Raw genomic sequence first — 18,196 nt, forward strand, 5'->3', positions numbered from 1 at the left:
CTCGAGTTCACCGAAGAACAGATCGAGGCACTGGTCACCCTCTACAGTGCTGGTGGACGAGCCGACCTCAGCCAGCTGCTGACCGGCGATGTCACCGAGATGAGATTTTCAGTCGTTATTGTGTGGGCAAATAACAATTGTTTCACGTGAAACAATTGTATCCCTATTTGACAAACATCAAGCGATGTCTACAGCTTTTAAGGAGGATACCAGAATGAAGTTTGATGCAGGTGAATTTTTTAAAACATATGAAGCCCTGGCCCAAAAGGCGGATGAGGCTTTCTTGCGGATTAAACAGGCATATCCCCAGGAGGTGGTTTGCGAGCCCGGTTGTACGGATTGCTGTTTTGCGCTTTTTGACTTGACGCTTATCGAGGCCATGTACCTGAATCATCAGTTTAACGCCAATTTTTCAGGGCAAGAGCGCAGCACTCTTCTTGAAAAAGCCAATGAGGCAGACCGGAAAATTTACAAGCGCAAACGGGATGCCTACCGGCGAAGGCAGAAAGGCGAAGATGAGACCCTTATTGTTGAGGAAATGGCAAAAGAGCGGATTCGCTGCCCTTTGCTAAATGAATCGGATCGTTGTGATCTGTATCCGTATCGGCCCATTGCTTGCCGGATTTACGGGGCGCCTTTGTCTATTGGCGGCCAGGGTCGCACCTGCGGCAAGACAGGATTTCAGGCTGGCGTGCAATATACCACCATTAATATGGATGCCATTCACGATCAGTTGATGCGGATTTCCGGGGAAATGGTCAAGGCAATGGGCTCCCGGCACGTGAAAATGGCTGATGTTTTGGTGCCGGTTTCCATGGCCCTGATTACTGACTATAACGAAGAATACCTGGGGATTGCTTCTGCTGGAGGCGATTCGGAACAGGAATAACAAATTTGATTGCACGGGGTAAGTTATGGAACTCAGCGAAAAGGAAAAAGACAGGCTGAAAAAGGCCATATTTGACAGTATGGCGCCAAGGCGCCAGAAACACATCGTGAAAAAGGGTTATGAACGGTGGGATCCCTTTGCAGGGCCCAAGGATCCCCTGGACATGCGCATGGATCGCAGCCGCCGCACCATGAATGATTTGATCCGTGAATTTTTTCAGACATGGGATATATCTGAGCACGGGCATGATTACCGAAAGGGTGCCATGGAGCTATGCCTCGGGATTATCAACGAGGATGAGCGCTATCTGGGCATGTTTGACTTTGCATGCTGGTACAGGCAGCTGCTGGACAGGGAAGGGGTTGAAAAGCAGAAAAACGCCCCGGATACCCCGTAAGATTTTTGGCCGGCATTGGCACTGGTTATTTCTGAACAAGCCATGCGATCACCGGAAGGCTTAAGGCAAGAAGAATCAGCAGTCCGGGAACGGAAAGATAGGGTGTATACCAGGGTTTTTTTTCAATCTTGGCCTGTTTTACTTCGGATAAAAACCAGTTGCCCAGAATTCCGGCTGCAAGCAGCATGGCCGCAGCTTTGATCAGTCCTGCAACAGTCAATTTGGTCCCTCCTGTTTTTTTAATGGCTGCCTTTGCTTCAAAAGGCAGCCATTTTCATTTAAAGTCCTGCTTTTGTCAAGTTTATTGATACAGTACAGGATGCTTTTGTCCGTCTTGCCCCATGTCGATCAGGGCAAAATTGTGGAAAAAATTTTTCTGCCTGCTGCCCTGTTTTGCGTAAGCAGCCGGGCCAAAGGCGCGGTTGGAGCCGTTAACCAGAAAAAATAGCATTTGCCCGAAAACCCGTTATTGTTCCACGTGAAACAATAACGGGTTTTCGATTGATCAGATCAGGACAGCCGTTGTGGGAGCATGGAGGTGCCGGAGAAAAAAGGCAATCTATCGAATGATGGCCTTTTTGACATAACCGGCCATGAGGGTTTGGAACTCGTCCATTTCAGCATCTGAGGAGACACGCCCCTGGTCGTTAAAAAAACTCGGGTCCAGGACATTTTTGTTCTGAACATGTTGAAAAGCGTGGAGGTCGGCTCCTGCAACCAATTTCGCCATGGATTTTACGGTTTCCCGGGTGGTCAGGGGGTGGACGCAGGTTGTCCGGAATTCGTGGGCAAGCCCGGATTCAATAATGATTTGAATAGAGCTGCGAAGCGCAGTAGCGTCAGCCTGAACTGCAATATATTGGTTATAGAGTTCAGGGTCGGTTTTGATATCCATGGCCAGATAATCCACAAGGCTGTTTTTCACAAGGTCCTGGATTACTTCAGGGCGGCTCCCGTTGGTGTCGAGTTTCACAAGAAATCCCATAGACTTGAGATCAGCGCAAAATCCGGCCAGTTCCGGGTGAAGGGAGGGTTCCCCGCCAGAAATTACTGCTCCGTCAAGGTATTTCTGCCGGGAGGCCAGAAAATCCATGATATGGTTTCGGGAAAGGTGCCGGGTGTCCGGGCCGGTGACTGCCAGTTCCGGGTTGTGGCAGTACGGGCACCGGAAATTGCACCCGGCCGTAAAAATTACGCAGCTGATGTGCGGCGGATAATCGATTAAAGAGTACTTGAGCAGGCCGCCTATATGCATTTCCGGTTCATCCGCGGTAGGGTTCACTTATGGTTCTGTTTACAAGTTGATCATACTTTTTTCAGGAAGCCACCTGAAAGGTCCGGCGCATGTTGAACTCGCACTGTTTGCCGTTGTTCCACTGATGCACCGGCCGCAGGTACCCGACAACCCGGGAGTAGACTTCGGCTGGCTGATCACACGTGGGACATTTTTCGTGATAACCGCTGATGTAGCCATGGCTCGGGCACACGCTGAAGGTGGGTGAAATGGTAAAATAGGGCATGCGAAAGTTTTCCGTGACCTTGCGTACCAGATTCTTTGCGGATTCAAACTGGATCATCTGCTCACCAAGGAAAATGTGAAACACAGTGCCGCCGGTGTACCGGGTCTGCAAGTCATCCTGGAGCTCCAGCGCTTCAAACACGTCATCCGTATAATTGACCGGCAGCTGGCTGGAGTTGGTATAAAATGGATCCGCTCCCTGGACAAATTCGGTTTCATTGGCGCAAATCACGTCGGAAAAAGCTTCTTTGTCCAGCATGGCGAGCCTATAGGCGGTTCCTTCGCCGGGGGTTGCCTCAAGGTTGTAAAATTCCCCGGTTTCCTCCTGGAGCTGTTCAATGGTGCCGCGCATGTAATCCAGAACATCCACGGCAAACTGCCGGCCTTCATCAGTGCCGATATCGGTTCCAAGCAGGTTGACGCAGGCCTCGTTCATGCCGATTAATCCAATGGTGGAGAAATGGTTGGTCCAGTAAGAACCGGTCTGATCCTTGATGGCACGCAGATAAAATTTTGAATAAGGATACAGGCTCTGGTCGGTGAATTTTTCCAGAACCTTGCGTTTGATGGTCAGGCTCTGGGCGGCAGTCTGCATCTGCTGATGAAGCCGGGAAAGGAAATCCTCCCGGTCTTGGGCAAGGTAGCCGATTCTGGGCAGATTGACAGTGACCACGCCAATGGAGCCAGTCAGGGGGTTTGCCCCGAAAAGGCCGCCGCCGCGTTTTTTCAGCTCACGGTTGTCCAGGCGGAGTCGGCAGCACATGGATCTGGCGTCTTCCGGCGACATATCCGAGTTGACAAAGTTGGAGAAATAGGGGATCCCGTATTTTCCGGTCATTTTCCAGATATTGTCCAGATTGGGGTTGTCCCAGTCAAAATCCGCGGTGATGTTGTAAGTGGGAATGGGAAAGGTAAACACGCGGCCCTTGGCATCTCCTTCCATCATGACTTCAGCAAAGGCGCGGTTAAACGTGTCCATTTCCTCCTGGAACTGCCCGTATGTTTCCGGCTGCATTTGTCCGCCAAGGATCACGGGCGTGTCTTTAAGCATTTTGGGCACGTTTAAGTCCATGGTGATATTGGTAAACGGGGTTTGAAATCCCACCCGGGTGGGGATATTGATGTTGAAGACAAATTCCTGAAGCGCCTGCTTGACCTCTTTGAACGACAGATCGTCATATCGGATAAACGGGGCCAACAAGGTATCGAAATTGGATACGGCCTGAGCGCCGGCCGCCTCCCCCTGAAGGGTGTAGAAAAAATTGACCACCTGGCCCAGGGCTGAGCGCAGGTGCTTGGGAGGGGCGCTTTCCACCTTTCCGGGAACGCCCATGAAGCCAACCTGTAGAAGATCCTGCAGGTCCCAGCCAACGCAGTAAACCGACAGCAGGCTCAGGTCGTGAATGTGGAGATCCCCGTTTTTGTGGGCATTGCGCACCTCGTGAGGATAAATCCGGTTCAGCCAGTACTCGGCGGTGACATCAGAGGAAATATAGTTGTTGAGCCCCTGGAGGGAGAAGCTCATGTTGCTGTTTTCCTTGATTTTCCAGTCCATTTTCTGGACGTAGTTCTCAACGAGTTCTACATTTGCCCGGGTGGTGATATTGCGGATCTGGGCGTGCTGCTCCCGGTATAAGATGTAGGCTTTGGCGGATTTGTGAAAAGGCGATTCAATCAGGACCCGTTCAACGATATCCTGAATTTCCTCAACCTCCGGCGGGGACGGCAGCTGCATCTCATGGGCAAGGGTTAGGACGCGAAGCATTAGCTTCTTTGCCATTGACTCGTCGAATTCGTCGGTGGCGCTGCCGGCCTTGGCAATGGCTGCAGTGATTTTGGATGCATCAAAAGAAGCAACTCTGCCGTTGCGCTTCTTAATGTGTGTGAACATAGGTAATCCCCCTTTGTGAATGCTTCGGATACATGAGTGAGCGTTGACCCCACCGTATTGGTGATTGGCAATAATATATAACAATATATTGTTATGTGTCAAACAAAAAATCTATATATTGTATTTTGGCCGGAAAACAGAAGATACCCGGATCAATGTGGGGTTTCGGGCTGCTTGTCAGGAGTGATCCAGATATAATCGGCAGCCCGGAGATCTTCGGCGTCATAGCTGGAAGTCGGCATGACGGTTTTAAAAGGCGCACGGGTGCGTTTAAAGGCGCGGTCCGGAATGCCGAACTTGTGGGTGATATGGCCGTTTCCGGCAAAAACGAGCATGGTCCGGTCTTTTAGGTGCCGGCTGACGGATTCGGCCATCACATCCTCCCAGACACACTGGGCCTGGTAGAAATTTTCAAAAGAATACCGGATTGTAGCACGGCCATGTTTGTCAAAAACATCCTGAACGTATTGCCGGTGATCGGAATTATCCAAAAAGATGGATTTCGGCAGGCGGGCGCGGTCATGGGCCAGCAGGGAGTCAATGCCGCCGGCGGCAACCCGGGAAGGAATGTGGAATTCAATGTTTAAAGCGTAAAGCGCAATCCGCTGCTCCCGGATATAATCCAAAAGGGCCTTGTATAAATCATAGTCAAATTTCCAGTTGGCATACCAGTGTGTGTCTTTAATAAAAACGGTCTCAGACAACTTTGCGCCGGACCAGGCATCAAGAACGGGTTGGTAAGGTCTGGAAAACATTTCCATGCCCACGACCAGCTTTGAAACCTGCTGATCAAGGGCTTTTAAAATTTTGAGCTGAGCCTGGTGGTCGGCTTTGCGCGTATGCGTCTCACCCACATAGATGACACGTGTGTTTTCAAGGTCCTGGATCATGGCTTCAAAGGAAACCGGTTTTCCGGTTTCTGCGGAAATGATGGTGCCGGGACGATATTGGGATTTCGGTGAGGGCCGCACAGGGCCACCGGCTGTTTGCGTGCATCCCCCGAGGGCCATTGCCAGCAGGAAAACCGCAGCAAACCGGATGATCGTGGCAATCATGGCTTGATCCAGCAAGTCAGATGAGGTAAACGAAATCATATGCAATCCAATCAAAATTCCTTGTTTCGGAAAAACCCGGTGCCTTGGTACCGCGGTCGCCTGTTTTGCCTTGCAGCGGCGACAATCTTTCTTTTGCTCACACTAATGGGTGGTTTGGGCATTGCGGTCGCCCGCAGCCAGCCGGATTTTCATTCTTATGTCTGGGTGCCGGCTCTGCTCAGCGCTGCGGCCGGGCTGCTGTGCGTATTTATGAGCTTTCGTGCCTGGCAGGGGGGCGCCGCTGGCAAAGCGCGCGAACCCAGACGCAACAGTTCACTTAAATGATATGTTCCAGAAGGAAATGCACCATGCGGGCGGTTACTCCCCAGATGGTCACATCCTCATAGGCATACGTCAATTCGGAGATATCCGGATCCCTGCCGGAAAAACCCTTCATTTCATGAATCTGCCGCAAGGCTGAAATCGGAATTTCGATTACCCGGGCAATCTCTGTAGGATCCAGGCACAGACTGGCCGGGTCGCCGTCCCAGATACCGAGAAAAACTTCAATGACGGTTTGCCGGATAGTGGAAAAATGGCCGAGAGATCCTATCACCCGGATCTGATCGGCAGTGATGCCAAGTTCCTCACCGACTTCCCGCAGGGCGGTATCCAGGGCCGAACTGTCCTGTGGGTCCGCATGCCCTCCTGGCAGGGCCACCTGATTGCGCCATGGGTATCCCCTGGTATCGGTTTTTAAAACCGCAAGCATGCAAGGTTGACGGTTTTTTTCATATAAAAGCAACATAACGCTGGCTGCAGCAAAGGCTGACTTCCGGGGCATGCGCCAGGCAGGCGAATTTTCAACTCGCTGCGCCATGGCCCGGGCATCCAGATCCGTGCCCGGAACGCTTCGGGCAGGATCGCTGCGAGGTTTGTTGTTCATAAAAAACCTAGTTTTCGTTCGGGTCCTAGTTATCCTGCTTTTCCATATATTCGCTGAAATTCATTGTTTCATAACCATCTGTCTTAACATATTTAAGCATGTGAACCATCTGTTCCGGTGGGATGTATCCGGGTTGGCTGCCGATGGGTTCAGCGTTGTTGTCGATAAACCAGTTTAACGGAAATTGCCTGACCCTGTAGGACTCAGCCAGATCCTCCTCCTGTTCGGCATTGACCCGCATGGAGATGAAGTTGGCGTTGATATAGTCGGCCACATCGGCATCAGAGAAAGTTTTTTCATCCATTAACCGACAATAGGAGCACCAGTCCGTGTAAAAATGAAGATATCCTTTTTTTTCGCTTTCCCTGATTTTTTCCATGCCGGCTTCATAGGAATACCAGTTGATTTCAGAACCGCTGTCACCGTTTTCCTCGGCGCCGGCCGGGATCACCGCAAGGGCAAAAAATCCGGCAAACAGGGCAATCATGCAAAGGGTTCGCATTTGAGTCATGCATTCTCCTTGTATATTGAAAAATTTGTTTTGCTTGCGTTCAAAGCCGTCAGCGCCATGTTCAGTTAACCCGGGACAACCGCTGAATCATTTCATCGGAGTCAATAAAACCGGTTATCCGGTCGGCCTCCTGGCCGGTGTCATCAATTATCAGAACCGTGGGCACTCCCTGAACGTTAAAAGTCCGGCTGGTCTGCCGGGCCTGCCGGTTTTCGGCCCGGGTGAGATCAATCTCAAACACCCGGAAATCATCCATGGCCGCCTGAACCCGGGGATCGGAAAAAGTTTGTTTATCCATTTCCCGGCAAGGCAGGCACCAGTCTGCATGAAATACCATAATCACTTTCCCCTCGTTTGTCAGTGCCTGGCGGAAGGCCGGTTTTGTGAAGGCTGGCCACTGGTCCTTGGCGCTTTCCGGCGGGATTAAGCCCAATAAGCTCAAGCCCAGCACTACAACAACCAGCCCGGTTTTCAGGCGGCGGAAAACGACAGCCGAATTGCCGGCCCGGTCGAAAAACAGCAAATACCCGCAGGCCAGGATTCCAAAAACCGGAAGGGCGTATGCCCGGATTATGGGCGGCAAAAGCGGGGCGGCAAAGTAGACGGCCATGGCCAGCAGAATCAGGCCGAAAATATGCCTGACCCCCTCCATCCAAACCCCTGAACGGGGCAGTTGCCGTATTTTTCCGGCAAACACGGCCAGAAACAGATATGGAAACCCCAGACCCAGGGAAAGGAAAAAAAAGAGCAGAAATCCGTAAAACGGATCGCCGACAGTGGCCACGTATGCCATAAGTCCAAGCACAAAGGGTCCGATACAGGGTGCTGCGATTATCCCCATGGTCAGACCCATGAGCAGGGCACCGAAAAGACCGGTGCGCCCCCCGGATGCCCGGGCCACCAATCGGTCCGGGAGTTTGAAATCATAGCAGCCAAACATGCCCAGGGCCAGAAAAATAAATATCCCGACAATTGTGCCGATGACCGCCGGCTGCTGGAGCAGACCTCCGAAAAACGCGCCGGAAAAGGCACTGATGATGCCTATGGCCGAGTAGGTCATGGCCATGCCAAGAACATAAACAAGTCCCAGGATAAACAGGGAAAATGTGCGCCCCTCGCTCTGGGCGCCAAAATAGCTGATAGTTATGGGAATGATGGGATAAACACAAGGGGTGAGGTTGAGTCCCAGGCCGCCTGCAAAAACCAGCAGCAGGCTGAGGGCAAGGCCGGCAGAGGCGATGTCGGCAAAAATACCCGATCCCGCCTTTGCGGCGCTGCTGTCTGCAGGATCTTTTTTCGTGTTTCCGGAGACACCGGCGTCCAGTCCCGGCTGTTCCGGATTCCGGGCAGCAGACGGCCCGGTGACCTTGACCTTTATCACGTCCCGGACATCGGCCGGGGTGGCGCAGGCGGACTCGGAGCAGGCTTGAAAGACAAGCTCCAGCGGCACATCATAGGTTCCGGGCGTCACGGAATTTCGGGCCGCAAGCGTAGCTGTTATGTAAAAGGTTTCATTAAAGACGCTCACCGGGTTGTCAGAAAACGCAAAATCGTGTTCTTCGGCCTCTGGATAAAGAATGTTTTCCAGGGTAAACATCCCTCGATAATCCGCCAGCTGAAGTGCAGCAGCTACAAAATCGCTTTCATCGGGCTTGTTGGAATGAATATGCCAATTATCCGCTATTTCAACCGCCAAAGCCACCTCTGTTCGGCCGCCAGCCTGGATTTCAATGGAGGAGCGACGGGCTTTTGCCTTCAGCAGTTCCGGATCGGCGTTTGCCGGGCCGGTGATGAGCAGGGCGGAAACAAGCAGTAATGCGAAAGAAAAGAATCTGGATTTCAGCAAAATACGGGCCAGTTCCATGGTCAGTGTTGGGCACGGCATTGAAAAGCCGGATGCGTTTTCAAAACAAAGAATCAGTCGTTTCCGGGCTGGCTGAGCTGCCGGGAGCGTTGAGCGGCGGCGATTACCGCTGAAACAATGGCCTGCTTGACTTGGTGCCGGTCTAAAATCCGGATGGCGGCCTCGGTTGTGCCCCCTGGAGAAGTGACCTTGCTGCGCAGAGTCTCCGGGTCCTCATTCCGGGCCCGGATCAGGGAAAGCGCACCTGAAACGGCACTTTCGGCCAGATCCGAGGCTGCACCGGCCTCCAGTCCGAGTTCGCAGCCGGCCTCAATCATGGCTTCAAGCAGGTAAAAGGCGTAGGCAGGCCCGGATCCGGACAGGGCCGTGACCGCGTCCATTTGTTCTTCATTCACCACCCTGACTTTTCCCATGGCGGAAAGCAATGTCTGGGCAATTTCCATGTCAGCGGCCCGGGCAGACATGTTTGCGCACAAACCGGACATGCCGGCACCCACAAGGGCCGGGGTGTTGGGCATGACCCTCAGCACGGGCATGTTTTGGATCTCGGCATCGGTTTTTTGAGCGTAAATAAACTCCTCTATGCGCGCTATCGGGATTCCGGCGGCAATGGATATAAACAGCCGGCGGCCGGCAGGAGCGGTAAATGCCCGGGTTTCGGCCAGTTCGTGCAAAACGGCATCAATGACCTGGGGCTTGACGGCAAAGATGACAATGTCGCATCGGGAAACCAGATCCTTATTGCCTGAAGTCGTCTGAAGGCCGTAGGCGGACTGCAGCTTCGCCTTGCGGTTTTCATCCGGGTCACTGATAAAAAGATTGTCCGGCATCACCAGGCCGGCGCCGATCATGGCGCCGATCATGGCTTCGGCCATGTTGCCGGCACCAATAAAACCGATTTGCTTTTTGATTCGTTGCATGCGCCTCTCGTTTTCAAAATGGGTCAGTTTGCAGGTAAATGCATTTATAAGGGTGATCCTCGATGTTGTCAATGACCGAAGACTTCGGGAAAGATCTTGACGAATGGTGCATATATATTTAAATATATTTCGGTACAAGAAAAAAGGGCAAAAGAGACAATCAGATCACCCTATTCATATAAAGTGTGCGGCAAATGCTTATCTTCGGTAATTTTCTCGTTGGTTTGGCAACAGTCCTGCAAATCGTGTTGACTGTATATATGTGGGTTATTATCGCCCAGGCGGTGCTGTCATGGGTCAATCCGGATCCGTATAATCCGATTGTGCGGATTATACGCCAGGTTACCGACCCGGTATTGTTCCAGATTCGCCGGCGTATTCCCACGGTGTTTGGCGGAATCGACTTTTCTCCCATTATTGTTTTGCTGGGCATTATTTTTCTTCAGGAATTTCTGGTTAAAAGCCTGTTTCAACTGGGACGGATGATGTAGCTGTCCCGGTTTATTTCATTCAAAATTCCGGGAGCTTGCATGGCTAAGATTGATGCGTTTTTCAAGCTGATGAATGATCAGGGGGCCTCAGACCTTCACCTGGCGGCCGGCCAGCAGCCCGCCCTGCGCATCCGGGGGGAGATCGAGCGGGTGAAGTACAAGGCATTGAGCAATGACGACCTGCGCGCCATGGTTTATGAAATTACCCCGGAAGACAAGATCAAGGTATTTGAGGAAACCGGGGACATTGATTTCGGTTATGAAATCCCGGGCCTGGCCAGGTACCGGGCCAATATGTTCATGCAGCGAAACGGCGTGGGCGCGGTTTTCCGGCAGATTCCCACCAACATCATGACCGTCGAGCAACTGGGCCTGCCCTCGGTGGTCTCCAGGCTGGCCACTTTGCCAAGGGGACTGGTGATTGTCACCGGTCCGACGGGCAGCGGAAAATCCACGACACTGGCTGCCATTATTGACGAGGCCAACCGGATGCGCAAGGATCATATCATCACGGTTGAGGATCCCATCGAATTTGTGCACGAAAGCAAGGGGTGTATCATTAATCAGCGCGAAGTGGGCCAGCACACCAAAACATTCAGCGCGGCCCTGCGCGGTGCGCTGCGTGAGGATCCGGACGTCATCCTGGTGGGGGAAATGCGGGACCTGGAAACCATTTCACTGGCCATTGAGGCGGCTTCCACCGGACACCTTGTTTTCGGCACCCTGCACACCTCCAGCGCTATGAAAACCGTGGACCGGATTGTTGAAGTTTTTCCGGCCCATCAGCAGCCCCAGATTCGGTCGACCCTGTCAGACGGTATCCGCGCGGTTCTGGCCCAGGTGCTGTTTAAGCGAATCGACCGAAAAGGCCGGTGCCCGGCCCTGGAGGTCATGATCGCCACCCCTGCGGTGCGAAACCTCATCCGCGAGGCCAAAACTCATCAACTGGCCTCGTCTATGCAGACCGGCAAAAAATATGGTATGCAGATTTTAGACGATGCCATCATGGATCTGTACAACAAGGGGTGGATCAGCGGAGAGGACGCCTATGCCAAATCCAATGAAAAATCCCGGTTCCGGCCGTTGATGAAAAATCCGCCAGCCGATTTTACAGAGGCGTAACACAAAACCCGGCCGATCTGCGGCACAAAACCAATCACACGAGGAAACGAGGGTATGCGAAAGCCGGAAATGGATCATATCCTGACCACCATGCTCGATTCGCACCAGAGCGTCTCCGACCTGAATTTCACCGTTGGAAAACCCCTGCAGGTGGAATCCTACGGCGAACTGGTACCCGTTGACATGAAGCCGCCGCTGCGCCAACTCACCCCTTTTCAAACAGAGATGGTGGCCTTAAACCTTATCGGCAACAACCGGAGGCTCACCGAGACCCTGATCCGGGAAGGCTCCTGCGATCTGTCCTATTCCCTGCCCGGCAAAGCCCGGTTCCGCGTCAATGTTTTTTCCCAGTCAGGTCACTACTCGGTGGTGCTGCGCCAGTTGGAAACGCGGGTGCCAACCATCCAGGAAATTGCCCTGCCCAGGTCATTTTACGATATAGCGCAGGAGCGAAACGGCATTGTGTTTGTCACCGGTGCCACCGGTACCGGAAAAACCACATCCCTTGCGGCCATGCTCGAGGACATCAACAAGAACAAATCCGTTCACGTCATTACCCTGGAAGATCCGATTGAATTTGTTCATTCCCACAAAAAAGCCACTTTTAATCAGCGGGAACTCGGCCGGGATTTTGACTCCTTTGCCCATGGCCTGCGCGCGGCCCTGCGCCAGGCACCCAAGGTAATCCTGGTTGGCGAAATGCGCGACCGGGAAACCGTGGAAATCGGTCTGACAGCGGCGGAAACCGGCCATCTGGTGCTGACCACTTTGCACACCGTGGATGCCGGCCAGACCGTAAACCGCATCCTGGGCATGTTCAGCACTGAAGAGGAAAATCAGGTTCGGATCCGGCTGGCCGACACCATGCGCTGGATCGTATGCCAGCGCCTGCTGCCCAAGGCAGGCGGGGGCCGGGTGGCCGCTTTTGAGATCCTGCGCACCAGTCTTCGGGTCAAGGATTCGATTCTAAACGGGGAAGCCGAGGGCAAGACTTTCTATGAGATCATGGAAGCCGGAAACGCCTTTGGCATGACCACTTTTGACAACAATATTGTCAATCTTTTTGAAAAGGGCCTGATCACGGAAAACACGGCCCTGTCTTACGCTTCGCGCCGGTCTGTTGTGGGCCGGGGCATTGACCAGGTCAAAAGCGCACGGGGCGAGGCCACCACCGACATTGAAAATCTCGAGATCGACATGGGATATAACCGGAAATAACCGTGCGCCCGGGCAAATGCCCGCCGGGTTTGCCCGGCTGCGCACAAGGCATTGACCGCAACTGCGGCAAGGACGGCAAAGATGGAGATTACCTGCACTCACTGCCAGAAAAAAATTCAGATACCGGATGAAAAGGTCCCGGAAAACAAGCCTTTTTCCCTACGCTGTCCGGGCTGCAAAAACAGAATTTCAGTGGACCCGGCTGCATCTGCCGATCCTGCCGCGGATGCCGGGTTTGAGGATGCCGAGGCAGGATCGGTAGACGAAGCGGATGAATTTGCCGTTTCCGGCGAAGACTATGACGCCAGTGAAAAGCCCTTTGATTTTCTTGAGGAAGAGGGCCGCACAGCCATGTTGCTGGAAAACGACGCAGGCATTGTTTCGCAGGCGCAAAAGGTTCTGGAAGTCATGGATTATCATGTAACCGTGCCCGAAGACGTCCGTGATGCCCTGCGCAAAATGAAATACCATCAGTTCGACCTGATTCTGCTCAACGAAACCTTTGACAGCAGCAGTCCGGATGCCAACGGGGTGCTGATCTATCTCCAGCGAATGACCATGGACACCCGGCGCCAGATCTTTGTGGCCCTTCTCACGGAACGATACGATACAATGGATCGTATGGCGGCTTTTTTAAAAAGCGTCAATGTGGTCATTCACGTAAAGGATATCTCTCAGCTTGATCGCATCCTGGCCCGGGCCATCAATGAAAATGAACTGTTTTATGCTGTTTTCAAGGAAAGCGCGAAAAAACTGGGGCAATACTGATTGATGGCGCCGTAAAAAGGTCAATATCTGCGTTACGCGCGATTCCTCAGAATTTCACGTACGGATAAGTACGCTGCATTCTTCGGAGTCGTGCAAGCCTTGATCTTGAACTTTTTACCGCGCCATCTGAAAACTTACTTTTTACGAAACCATCACTGATTGCTGGAAAGACAAATTGTTTTATGTCGCAAAAAGACGATACCACCGCCGCATACACCTGCAATGAATACCGCATGGAAATGATTCTGCTGGCACTGGAAAAGCAGATGGCCCGCCCGGATCTGACCGCTTCGGAGAAAGAATCGATTCAGACCGAAATCCAGCGGGTGAAAAAAGAAATGGACATGGTCTGAGCCGCAACCTGCCGAGCCCTGCTATAGCTGCTTGCTGATCAGCCGCAGGCCTTCCAGGGTCAGTTCGGGTTCCACGGCTTCAATGGTTTCCGAAAGCTTGCCGAGCATGGGGGCCAGGCCGCCTGTTGCAATCACCCGCGGGCGCGGTGCCATTTCCTTTCGGATCCGTTTGACCATGCCGTCCACCAGTTCTGCATAACCGTATAACAATCCGGATTTCATGCTTTCAGCGGTTTCTTTTCCGATCACTGATGCAGGCGGATCAAACAGTTCCACCCTGGGCAGCTTGGAGGCTCTCTGAAACAGGGCCTCTGCGGAAATGCCGATTCCCGGCGAAATAGCGCCGCCCAGGTATTCCCCTTTTTCGGAAATGCAGTCAAAGGTGGTGGCGGTGCCGAAATCAATGATCACCAGGCTGGTGCGATATTTTTCATACGCAGCCACGGCGTTGACCAGGCGGTCTGCACCCACTTCCTGGGGATTTCGGTAGCAGATGGGCATGTCCACAACCCCGGGACCGATCCAGTGCGGGTTGAGTCGAAGATACTTGCGGCAGTAAGCGTCTAATGCCTGGATCATGGGCGGCACAACGCAGGAAATCACGGTTTTGTCAATATCGGTCAATTGCAGCCCGTTTTGTGCAAAAAACCAGTCCATGTGCATGTGCAGCTCATCTTCAGTGCGTTTTGAGTCCGTGTGAAGACGCCACTGGGCTGCAATCTTGTCATCCCTGAAAATTCCCACCACCGTGTGCGTGTTGCCCACATCAAGTACCAGCAGCATGGTTGTTTTCCGATGTATTGGAGGTTTGCGGCAGAATCTGAACCGTAAAGACCTGGGGCTCGACCCGGAGCAAATCTGTTTTTTCCGGCAGCCGGATCTCCACCGGCAGCACATGGAGTCCCGGGCCCATGCCTTTTAAGTTCATCCAGACGTCAATGTCTTTGGCGGAAAATTCGTTTGCAAAAAAAAGTCGGTTTCCGGAAAGTGTGATGGTGACCGTAGCCGGCCGGACAATGCTGGGATGCGCATCGTGCACCAGTTCAACCGGAATGTCTCTTATAGTTTTTTCAACCTTTTGTTTTTCAATCACCACCCGGATCCGGATCTGTCCGTTGTCTCCGCTGCTTGTTGTCTCAATGTCTTCGGGCAGGTCCAGGGGCACTTTTTTTTCAATGGTTTCCGTGGCACCCGTGATATCCAGGGAATGGGTCTGTACAGCACTGATTTCGCGAATCCGGCTTTCAGGGCCCGTGACCTCGACGTGCTCGGGAAAGACCCCGGCTTCCGCCACTTCATAGCCAAAAGCCGGGGTCCCTGAATAGCGGGCCTCCACGGCAATGGTGGCATTGATGGCTTCTTCGGGGGCGGAGGAAAAAGCGTTCTGGCTGAAAACAGGCATACAGGCGGCCAGAATCATAAACCCCAGGGCCGCAGGCCGAAATTGCCGCCCCGGCTGCGGATGCCGGTATGCCTTCATTGGTTTTTTTCCCCGGTCGGAGAAACAACGGAATGGCAAACCGCATCGGCTATCCGCACCGCTGCCCGGGCCCGGGAAACATTGTGAACCCGAACAATGCCCGCGCCGTTAAAGATGCCAATGGCCACCGCCGACTGGGTTCCGGTTTCAATATCCGGATCATCAGGGGCGGGTTCGGCCCCCTTTGTCTGTCCGAGGATTTTGCGGATAAATGCTTTTCTGGAAACGCCCAGCAGCAGAGGGGGGCCAATGTCGTCAAACCCTTTGAGCTGGTGGAGGATCTGCAGGTTGTGCGCAACGGTTTTGCCAAAGCCCACGCCCGGATCAATGACAATCCGGTTGGCTTCCACGCCTGCCGCTTTTGCGCGGCTAACCGCATCCGTGAGAAAAACGCGGATTTCTCCGATTAGATCGTCATACACAGGATTTTTCTGCATTGATTTGGGCGTGCCTTTCATGTGCATGAGCACAAGTCCGGCACCCGTGTCAGCGGCCACCTTTCCCATATCCGGGTCAAAGCGCAAGGCACTGATGTCGTTAATGATTTCCGCGCCTGCCGCCACCGCCTGCCGGGCGACTTCCGCCTTGGTGGTGTCAATGGATACGGGTACGTCAATGTTGCCGGCAAGGGCCCTGATCACGGGAAGAACCCGGTCGAGTTCCTCGTCAGTGGAAACCGGTTCGGAAAAAGGCCGGGAGGACTCCCCGCCGATATCGATGATATCAGCACCCTGTTGGATCATTTTACGGGCCCGGTCCAGGGCGTCTTCATAACGCAGAAATTTTCCCCCGTCTGAAAAGGAATCCGGGGTGATGTTTAAGATGCCCATGATGGCGGTTTTTTTGTCAAGATGCAGCCGGCGGCCGCAAAAACAAAGTTCATGCCGGCTCATCGGATTTCTCCTTCTCCTTCTCCTCCTCCTCCTCCTGCTGCTGCTCCTTGCGGATTTCGGCTTCTGCCTCAGAGGCGCTTTTCTCGCTGGGATCAGACGGCAGCCGGATCCCCGGCCGCATTTCCCGGATAAGCTCGTCGAGCTCCCTGCCCTGGACGGTTTCCTTGTCAAGCAGCTGCTCTGCCAGGCGGTTTAAAATGTCAACGTTGTCGGTGAGCAATTGCTTGGCCCGGCTATAGCCTTCTGTGACCAGACCGGAGACCTCGGCATCAATTTTTTTGGCCGTATCCTCGGAATAATCGCGGTGCTGGGCAATTTCGCGTCCCAGAAAAATGTGGTCATCGCTTTGGCCGTAGGTCAGCGGACCGAGAACCTCGCTCATGCCCCAGGAGCGAACCATTTTCTGCGCCAGCTCAGTGGCTTTTTTGATATCATTGGCTCCGCCGGTGCTGATGCGGGAAAAAATGAGCTCTTCTGCCGCCCGTCCGCCCATGGCCACGGCCAGTTCGCTCATGAGCTGGTCCTTGAACATGAAATCGCGTTCCTCCGGCAGAAACCAAGTAAGACCGGCAGCTCTTCCCCGGGGAATGATGGTGATCTTGTTGATGGAGTCGGTTTCCGGAGACAGCCGGGCCACAAGGGCATGGCCGCCTTCATGATAGGCCGTTGTCCGCTTGTCTTCCTCCTTCATGACCTTGGATTTGCGCTCCAGGCCCATGAAAATTTTGTCCTTGGCCTCCTCGAAATCAATCATGGCCACTTTTTCCTTGTCTTTCTTGGCTGCGATCAGGGCCGCCTCGTTGACCATGTTTTCAAGGTCTGCTCCGGAAAATCCGGGGGTTCCCTTGGCCAGGATAACGGAATCCACGTCCGCATCAGACGGGGTCCGCTTCAGGTGCACATTGATGATTTCGGTTCTGCCCTTGATATCGGGCATTGGCACCACAACCTGGCGGTCAAAGCGCCCGGGTCTGAGCAGGGCAGGATCGAGCACATCGGGCCGGTTTGTTGAGGCAATCAGGATGACGCCTTCATTGGACTCAAATCCGTCCATTTCAACCAAAAGCTGGTTTAATGTCTGTTCGCGCTCATCGTGTCCCCCACCCAGGCCGGCACCGCGCTGCCGGCCCACTGCATCGATTTCATCAATGAAAATCAGGCAGGGGGCGTTTTTTTTTCCTTGGACAAACAGGTCCCGCACCCGGGATGCGCCCACGCCCACAAACATTTCCACAAAATCCGAGCCGCTGATGCTGAAAAACGGCACCCCGGCCTCGCCGGCAATGGCCCGGGCCAGCAGTGTCTTGCCCGTTCCCGGGGCGCCCACCATCAGGACCCCCTTGGGAATCCGGCCGCCAAGGCGGGTGTATTTTTTCGGATTTTTCAAAAATTCAACCAGCTCGGCCACTTCCTCCTTGGCCTCGTCAACGCCGGCCACGTCATCAAAAGTGATCTTGGCCATCTGGTCCGAGAGCATTCGGGCCCCGCTTTTGCCAAAGGAGAGGGCTTTTCCGCCGCCGCCCTGCATCTGGCGCATGAAAAAAATCCACACCGCGATCAGCAGGATCATGGGAAACCAGGAAACCAGCACCGAGACAAACCAAGGGGTTTCCTGCTCGGGCTTGGCCTTGATGGAAACGCCCTGCTCCCGTAAAATGGGAATCAATTCATTGTCCTGGGGCGCATAAACCAGGGAGGTGTCTCCGGTTTCATCGGTTACCGAGAGCTTGTCGCCCTGGATGGTAACACTGTCAACCCGGCCGCTGTCGACCATGGTGAGAAACTGGGAATAGCCGATTTCATTTTCCGTCTTCTGCTGTGTGCTGAAAATATTGTAGAGCATGATCATCATCAGCACGATGACGATCCACAGCGCCAAATTCTTGTTAAACGCGTTCAA

20 protein-coding genes and 1 pseudogene are annotated in these 18,196 nt (G+C 53.4%); 9 read left to right on the plus strand and 12 right to left on the minus strand.

Features of this window, described 5'->3' with window-relative positions; genetic code table 11:
- Positions 1–214 precede the first annotated feature (214 nt).
- Both R6U41_RS09685 and R6U41_RS09690 read left to right on the plus strand, forming a co-directional pair.
- Entirely contained in the window at positions 215–889 is a 675-nt protein-coding gene (locus tag R6U41_RS09685; protein WP_410269636.1) for a YkgJ family cysteine cluster protein, read from the plus strand.
- 25 nt (positions 890–914) lie between these two features.
- A complete protein-coding gene (locus R6U41_RS09690) occupies positions 915–1,286 on the plus strand; it encodes a hypothetical protein (RefSeq protein WP_410269637.1) in 372 nt (123 codons plus the stop codon).
- 25 nt (positions 1,287–1,311) lie between these two features.
- Here R6U41_RS09690 and R6U41_RS09695 read toward each other — a convergent pair whose 3' ends face one another.
- Positions 1,312–1,506: a hypothetical protein gene (locus R6U41_RS09695; protein ID WP_410269638.1), complete on the minus strand. Its 195-nt coding sequence runs from the start codon at positions 1,504–1,506 to the stop codon at positions 1,312–1,314.
- A gap of 100 nt (positions 1,507–1,606) precedes the next feature.
- On the opposite strand from R6U41_RS09695, the pseudogene R6U41_RS09700 reads away from it, so the two are divergent.
- Positions 1,607–1,687 (plus strand): annotated as a pseudogene (locus tag R6U41_RS09700) (hypothetical protein); the annotation flags it as partial.
- Between the two features lie 158 nt (positions 1,688–1,845).
- On the opposite strand, the gene R6U41_RS09705 reads toward R6U41_RS09700, so the two are convergent.
- The 3 genes from R6U41_RS09705 to R6U41_RS09715 all read right to left on the minus strand — a co-directional run bounded on the left by R6U41_RS09705 (position 1,846) and on the right by R6U41_RS09715 (position 5,790).
- Positions 1,846–2,541 carry an anaerobic ribonucleoside-triphosphate reductase activating protein gene (locus R6U41_RS09705; protein WP_410269639.1) on the minus strand — a complete coding sequence of 232 codons (696 nt, stop codon included), beginning with the start codon at positions 2,539–2,541 and terminating at the stop codon, positions 1,846–1,848.
- A 61-nt stretch (positions 2,542–2,602) separates the two neighbouring features.
- Positions 2,603–4,696 (minus strand): ribonucleoside triphosphate reductase, encoded by a 2,094-nt coding sequence (locus R6U41_RS09710; RefSeq protein WP_410269640.1) that lies wholly within the window; start codon positions 4,694–4,696, stop codon positions 2,603–2,605.
- A gap of 152 nt (positions 4,697–4,848) precedes the next feature.
- On the minus strand, positions 4,849–5,790 hold the full coding sequence (locus tag R6U41_RS09715) for a ChaN family lipoprotein (RefSeq protein WP_410269641.1): 942 nt from the start codon (positions 5,788–5,790) through the stop codon (positions 4,849–4,851).
- On the opposite strand from R6U41_RS09715, the gene R6U41_RS09720 reads away from it, so the two are divergent.
- Positions 5,791–6,075 carry a hypothetical protein gene (locus R6U41_RS09720; RefSeq protein ID WP_410269642.1) on the plus strand — a complete coding sequence of 95 codons (285 nt, stop codon included), beginning with the start codon at positions 5,791–5,793 and terminating at the stop codon, positions 6,073–6,075.
- Here the strand turns inward: R6U41_RS09720 and R6U41_RS09725 are convergent.
- From R6U41_RS09725 to proC, 4 genes are all read right to left on the minus strand, one after another.
- Positions 6,068–6,676, minus strand: coding sequence for an NUDIX hydrolase (locus R6U41_RS09725; RefSeq protein ID WP_410269643.1), 609 nt, complete (start codon positions 6,674–6,676; stop codon positions 6,068–6,070). The genes R6U41_RS09720 and R6U41_RS09725 overlap by 8 nt on opposite strands.
- Before the next feature lie 25 nt (positions 6,677–6,701).
- Positions 6,702–7,187, minus strand: a complete 486-nt coding sequence (locus tag R6U41_RS09730; protein WP_410269644.1) for a thioredoxin family protein — start codon at positions 7,185–7,187, stop codon at positions 6,702–6,704.
- 61 nt (positions 7,188–7,248) lie between these two features.
- Positions 7,249–9,072, minus strand: a complete 1,824-nt coding sequence (locus tag R6U41_RS09735) for a cytochrome c biogenesis protein CcdA (protein ID WP_410269645.1) — start codon at positions 9,070–9,072, stop codon at positions 7,249–7,251.
- Positions 9,073–9,104: 32 nt separating this feature from the next.
- Positions 9,105–9,971: a pyrroline-5-carboxylate reductase gene (gene proC, locus R6U41_RS09740; protein WP_410269646.1), complete on the minus strand. Its 867-nt coding sequence runs from the start codon at positions 9,969–9,971 to the stop codon at positions 9,105–9,107.
- Between the two features lie 245 nt (positions 9,972–10,216).
- Between proC and R6U41_RS09745 the strand changes: the two genes are divergently transcribed.
- From R6U41_RS09745 to R6U41_RS09765, 5 genes are all read left to right on the plus strand, one after another.
- Positions 10,217–10,462: a YggT family protein gene (locus tag R6U41_RS09745; protein WP_410269647.1), complete on the plus strand. Its 246-nt coding sequence runs from the start codon at positions 10,217–10,219 to the stop codon at positions 10,460–10,462.
- A 39-nt stretch (positions 10,463–10,501) separates the two neighbouring features.
- Complete coding sequence (locus tag R6U41_RS09750) at positions 10,502–11,584, plus strand: type IV pilus twitching motility protein PilT (RefSeq protein WP_410269648.1); 1,083 nt, start codon at positions 10,502–10,504, stop codon at positions 11,582–11,584.
- Positions 11,585–11,638: 54 nt separating this feature from the next.
- The gene (locus tag R6U41_RS09755) at positions 11,639–12,802 is read left to right on the plus strand and encodes a type IV pilus twitching motility protein PilT (protein ID WP_410269649.1); all 1,164 of its coding nucleotides are present in this window, start codon (positions 11,639–11,641) and stop codon (positions 12,800–12,802) included.
- Between the two features lie 81 nt (positions 12,803–12,883).
- Entirely contained in the window at positions 12,884–13,570 is a 687-nt protein-coding gene (locus tag R6U41_RS09760) for a zinc-ribbon domain-containing protein (protein ID WP_410269650.1), read from the plus strand.
- A gap of 182 nt (positions 13,571–13,752) precedes the next feature.
- Positions 13,753–13,923, plus strand: a complete 171-nt coding sequence (locus R6U41_RS09765) for a hypothetical protein (protein ID WP_410269651.1) — start codon at positions 13,753–13,755, stop codon at positions 13,921–13,923.
- 21 nt (positions 13,924–13,944) lie between these two features.
- Here R6U41_RS09765 and R6U41_RS09770 read toward each other — a convergent pair whose 3' ends face one another.
- The 4 genes from R6U41_RS09770 to ftsH are packed head-to-tail and all read right to left on the minus strand — an operon-like array spanning position 13,945 to position 18,196.
- On the minus strand, positions 13,945–14,706 hold the full coding sequence (locus R6U41_RS09770) for a type III pantothenate kinase (protein WP_410269652.1): 762 nt from the start codon (positions 14,704–14,706) through the stop codon (positions 13,945–13,947).
- Positions 14,690–15,403, minus strand: coding sequence for a YbbR-like domain-containing protein (locus tag R6U41_RS09775; protein ID WP_410269653.1), 714 nt, complete (start codon positions 15,401–15,403; stop codon positions 14,690–14,692). Before R6U41_RS09775 ends, R6U41_RS09770 begins: the two co-directional genes overlap by 17 nt.
- Positions 15,400–16,296 (minus strand): dihydropteroate synthase, encoded by an 897-nt coding sequence (folP, locus tag R6U41_RS09780; RefSeq protein WP_410269654.1) that lies wholly within the window; start codon positions 16,294–16,296, stop codon positions 15,400–15,402. The genes R6U41_RS09775 and folP overlap by 4 nt, the downstream gene beginning before the upstream one ends.
- Entirely contained in the window at positions 16,283–18,196 is a 1,914-nt protein-coding gene (gene ftsH, locus R6U41_RS09785; protein ID WP_410269655.1) for an ATP-dependent zinc metalloprotease FtsH, read from the minus strand. The genes folP and ftsH overlap by 14 nt, the downstream gene beginning before the upstream one ends.

The sequence above is a fragment of the Desulfosalsimonas sp. genome, assembly GCF_046483245.1.
Classification (GTDB): domain Bacteria; phylum Desulfobacterota; class Desulfobacteria; order Desulfobacterales; family Desulfosalsimonadaceae; genus Desulfosalsimonas.

Bases quoted from the DNA above. Each gene is read 5' to 3' on its own strand.
- R6U41_RS09685 (WP_410269636.1), top strand. From the start codon at position 215: ATGAAGTTTGATGCAGGTGAATTTTTTAAAACATATGAAGCCCTGGCC.
- R6U41_RS09690 (WP_410269637.1), top strand. From the start codon at position 915: ATGGAACTCAGCGAAAAGGAAAAAGACAGGCTGAAAAAGGCCATATTT.
- R6U41_RS09705 (WP_410269639.1), bottom strand. From the start codon at position 2,541: ATGCATATAGGCGGCCTGCTCAAGTACTCTTTAATCGATTATCCGCCG.
- R6U41_RS09710 (WP_410269640.1), bottom strand. From the start codon at position 4,696: ATGTTCACACACATTAAGAAGCGCAACGGCAGAGTTGCTTCTTTTGAT.
- R6U41_RS09715 (WP_410269641.1), bottom strand. From the start codon at position 5,790: ATGATTTCGTTTACCTCATCTGACTTGCTGGATCAAGCCATGATTGCC.
- R6U41_RS09720 (WP_410269642.1), top strand. From the start codon at position 5,791: ATGCAATCCAATCAAAATTCCTTGTTTCGGAAAAACCCGGTGCCTTGG.
- R6U41_RS09725 (WP_410269643.1), bottom strand. From the start codon at position 6,676: ATGAACAACAAACCTCGCAGCGATCCTGCCCGAAGCGTTCCGGGCACG.
- R6U41_RS09730 (WP_410269644.1), bottom strand. From the start codon at position 7,187: ATGACTCAAATGCGAACCCTTTGCATGATTGCCCTGTTTGCCGGATTT.
- R6U41_RS09735 (WP_410269645.1), bottom strand. From the start codon at position 9,072: ATGCCGTGCCCAACACTGACCATGGAACTGGCCCGTATTTTGCTGAAA.
- proC (WP_410269646.1), bottom strand. From the start codon at position 9,971: ATGCAACGAATCAAAAAGCAAATCGGTTTTATTGGTGCCGGCAACATG.
- R6U41_RS09750 (WP_410269648.1), top strand. From the start codon at position 10,502: ATGGCTAAGATTGATGCGTTTTTCAAGCTGATGAATGATCAGGGGGCC.
- R6U41_RS09755 (WP_410269649.1), top strand. From the start codon at position 11,639: ATGCGAAAGCCGGAAATGGATCATATCCTGACCACCATGCTCGATTCG.
- R6U41_RS09760 (WP_410269650.1), top strand. From the start codon at position 12,884: ATGGAGATTACCTGCACTCACTGCCAGAAAAAAATTCAGATACCGGAT.
- R6U41_RS09765 (WP_410269651.1), top strand. From the start codon at position 13,753: ATGTCGCAAAAAGACGATACCACCGCCGCATACACCTGCAATGAATAC.
- R6U41_RS09770 (WP_410269652.1), bottom strand. From the start codon at position 14,706: ATGCTGCTGGTACTTGATGTGGGCAACACGCACACGGTGGTGGGAATT.
- R6U41_RS09775 (WP_410269653.1), bottom strand. From the start codon at position 15,403: ATGAAGGCATACCGGCATCCGCAGCCGGGGCGGCAATTTCGGCCTGCG.
- folP (WP_410269654.1), bottom strand. From the start codon at position 16,296: ATGAGCCGGCATGAACTTTGTTTTTGCGGCCGCCGGCTGCATCTTGAC.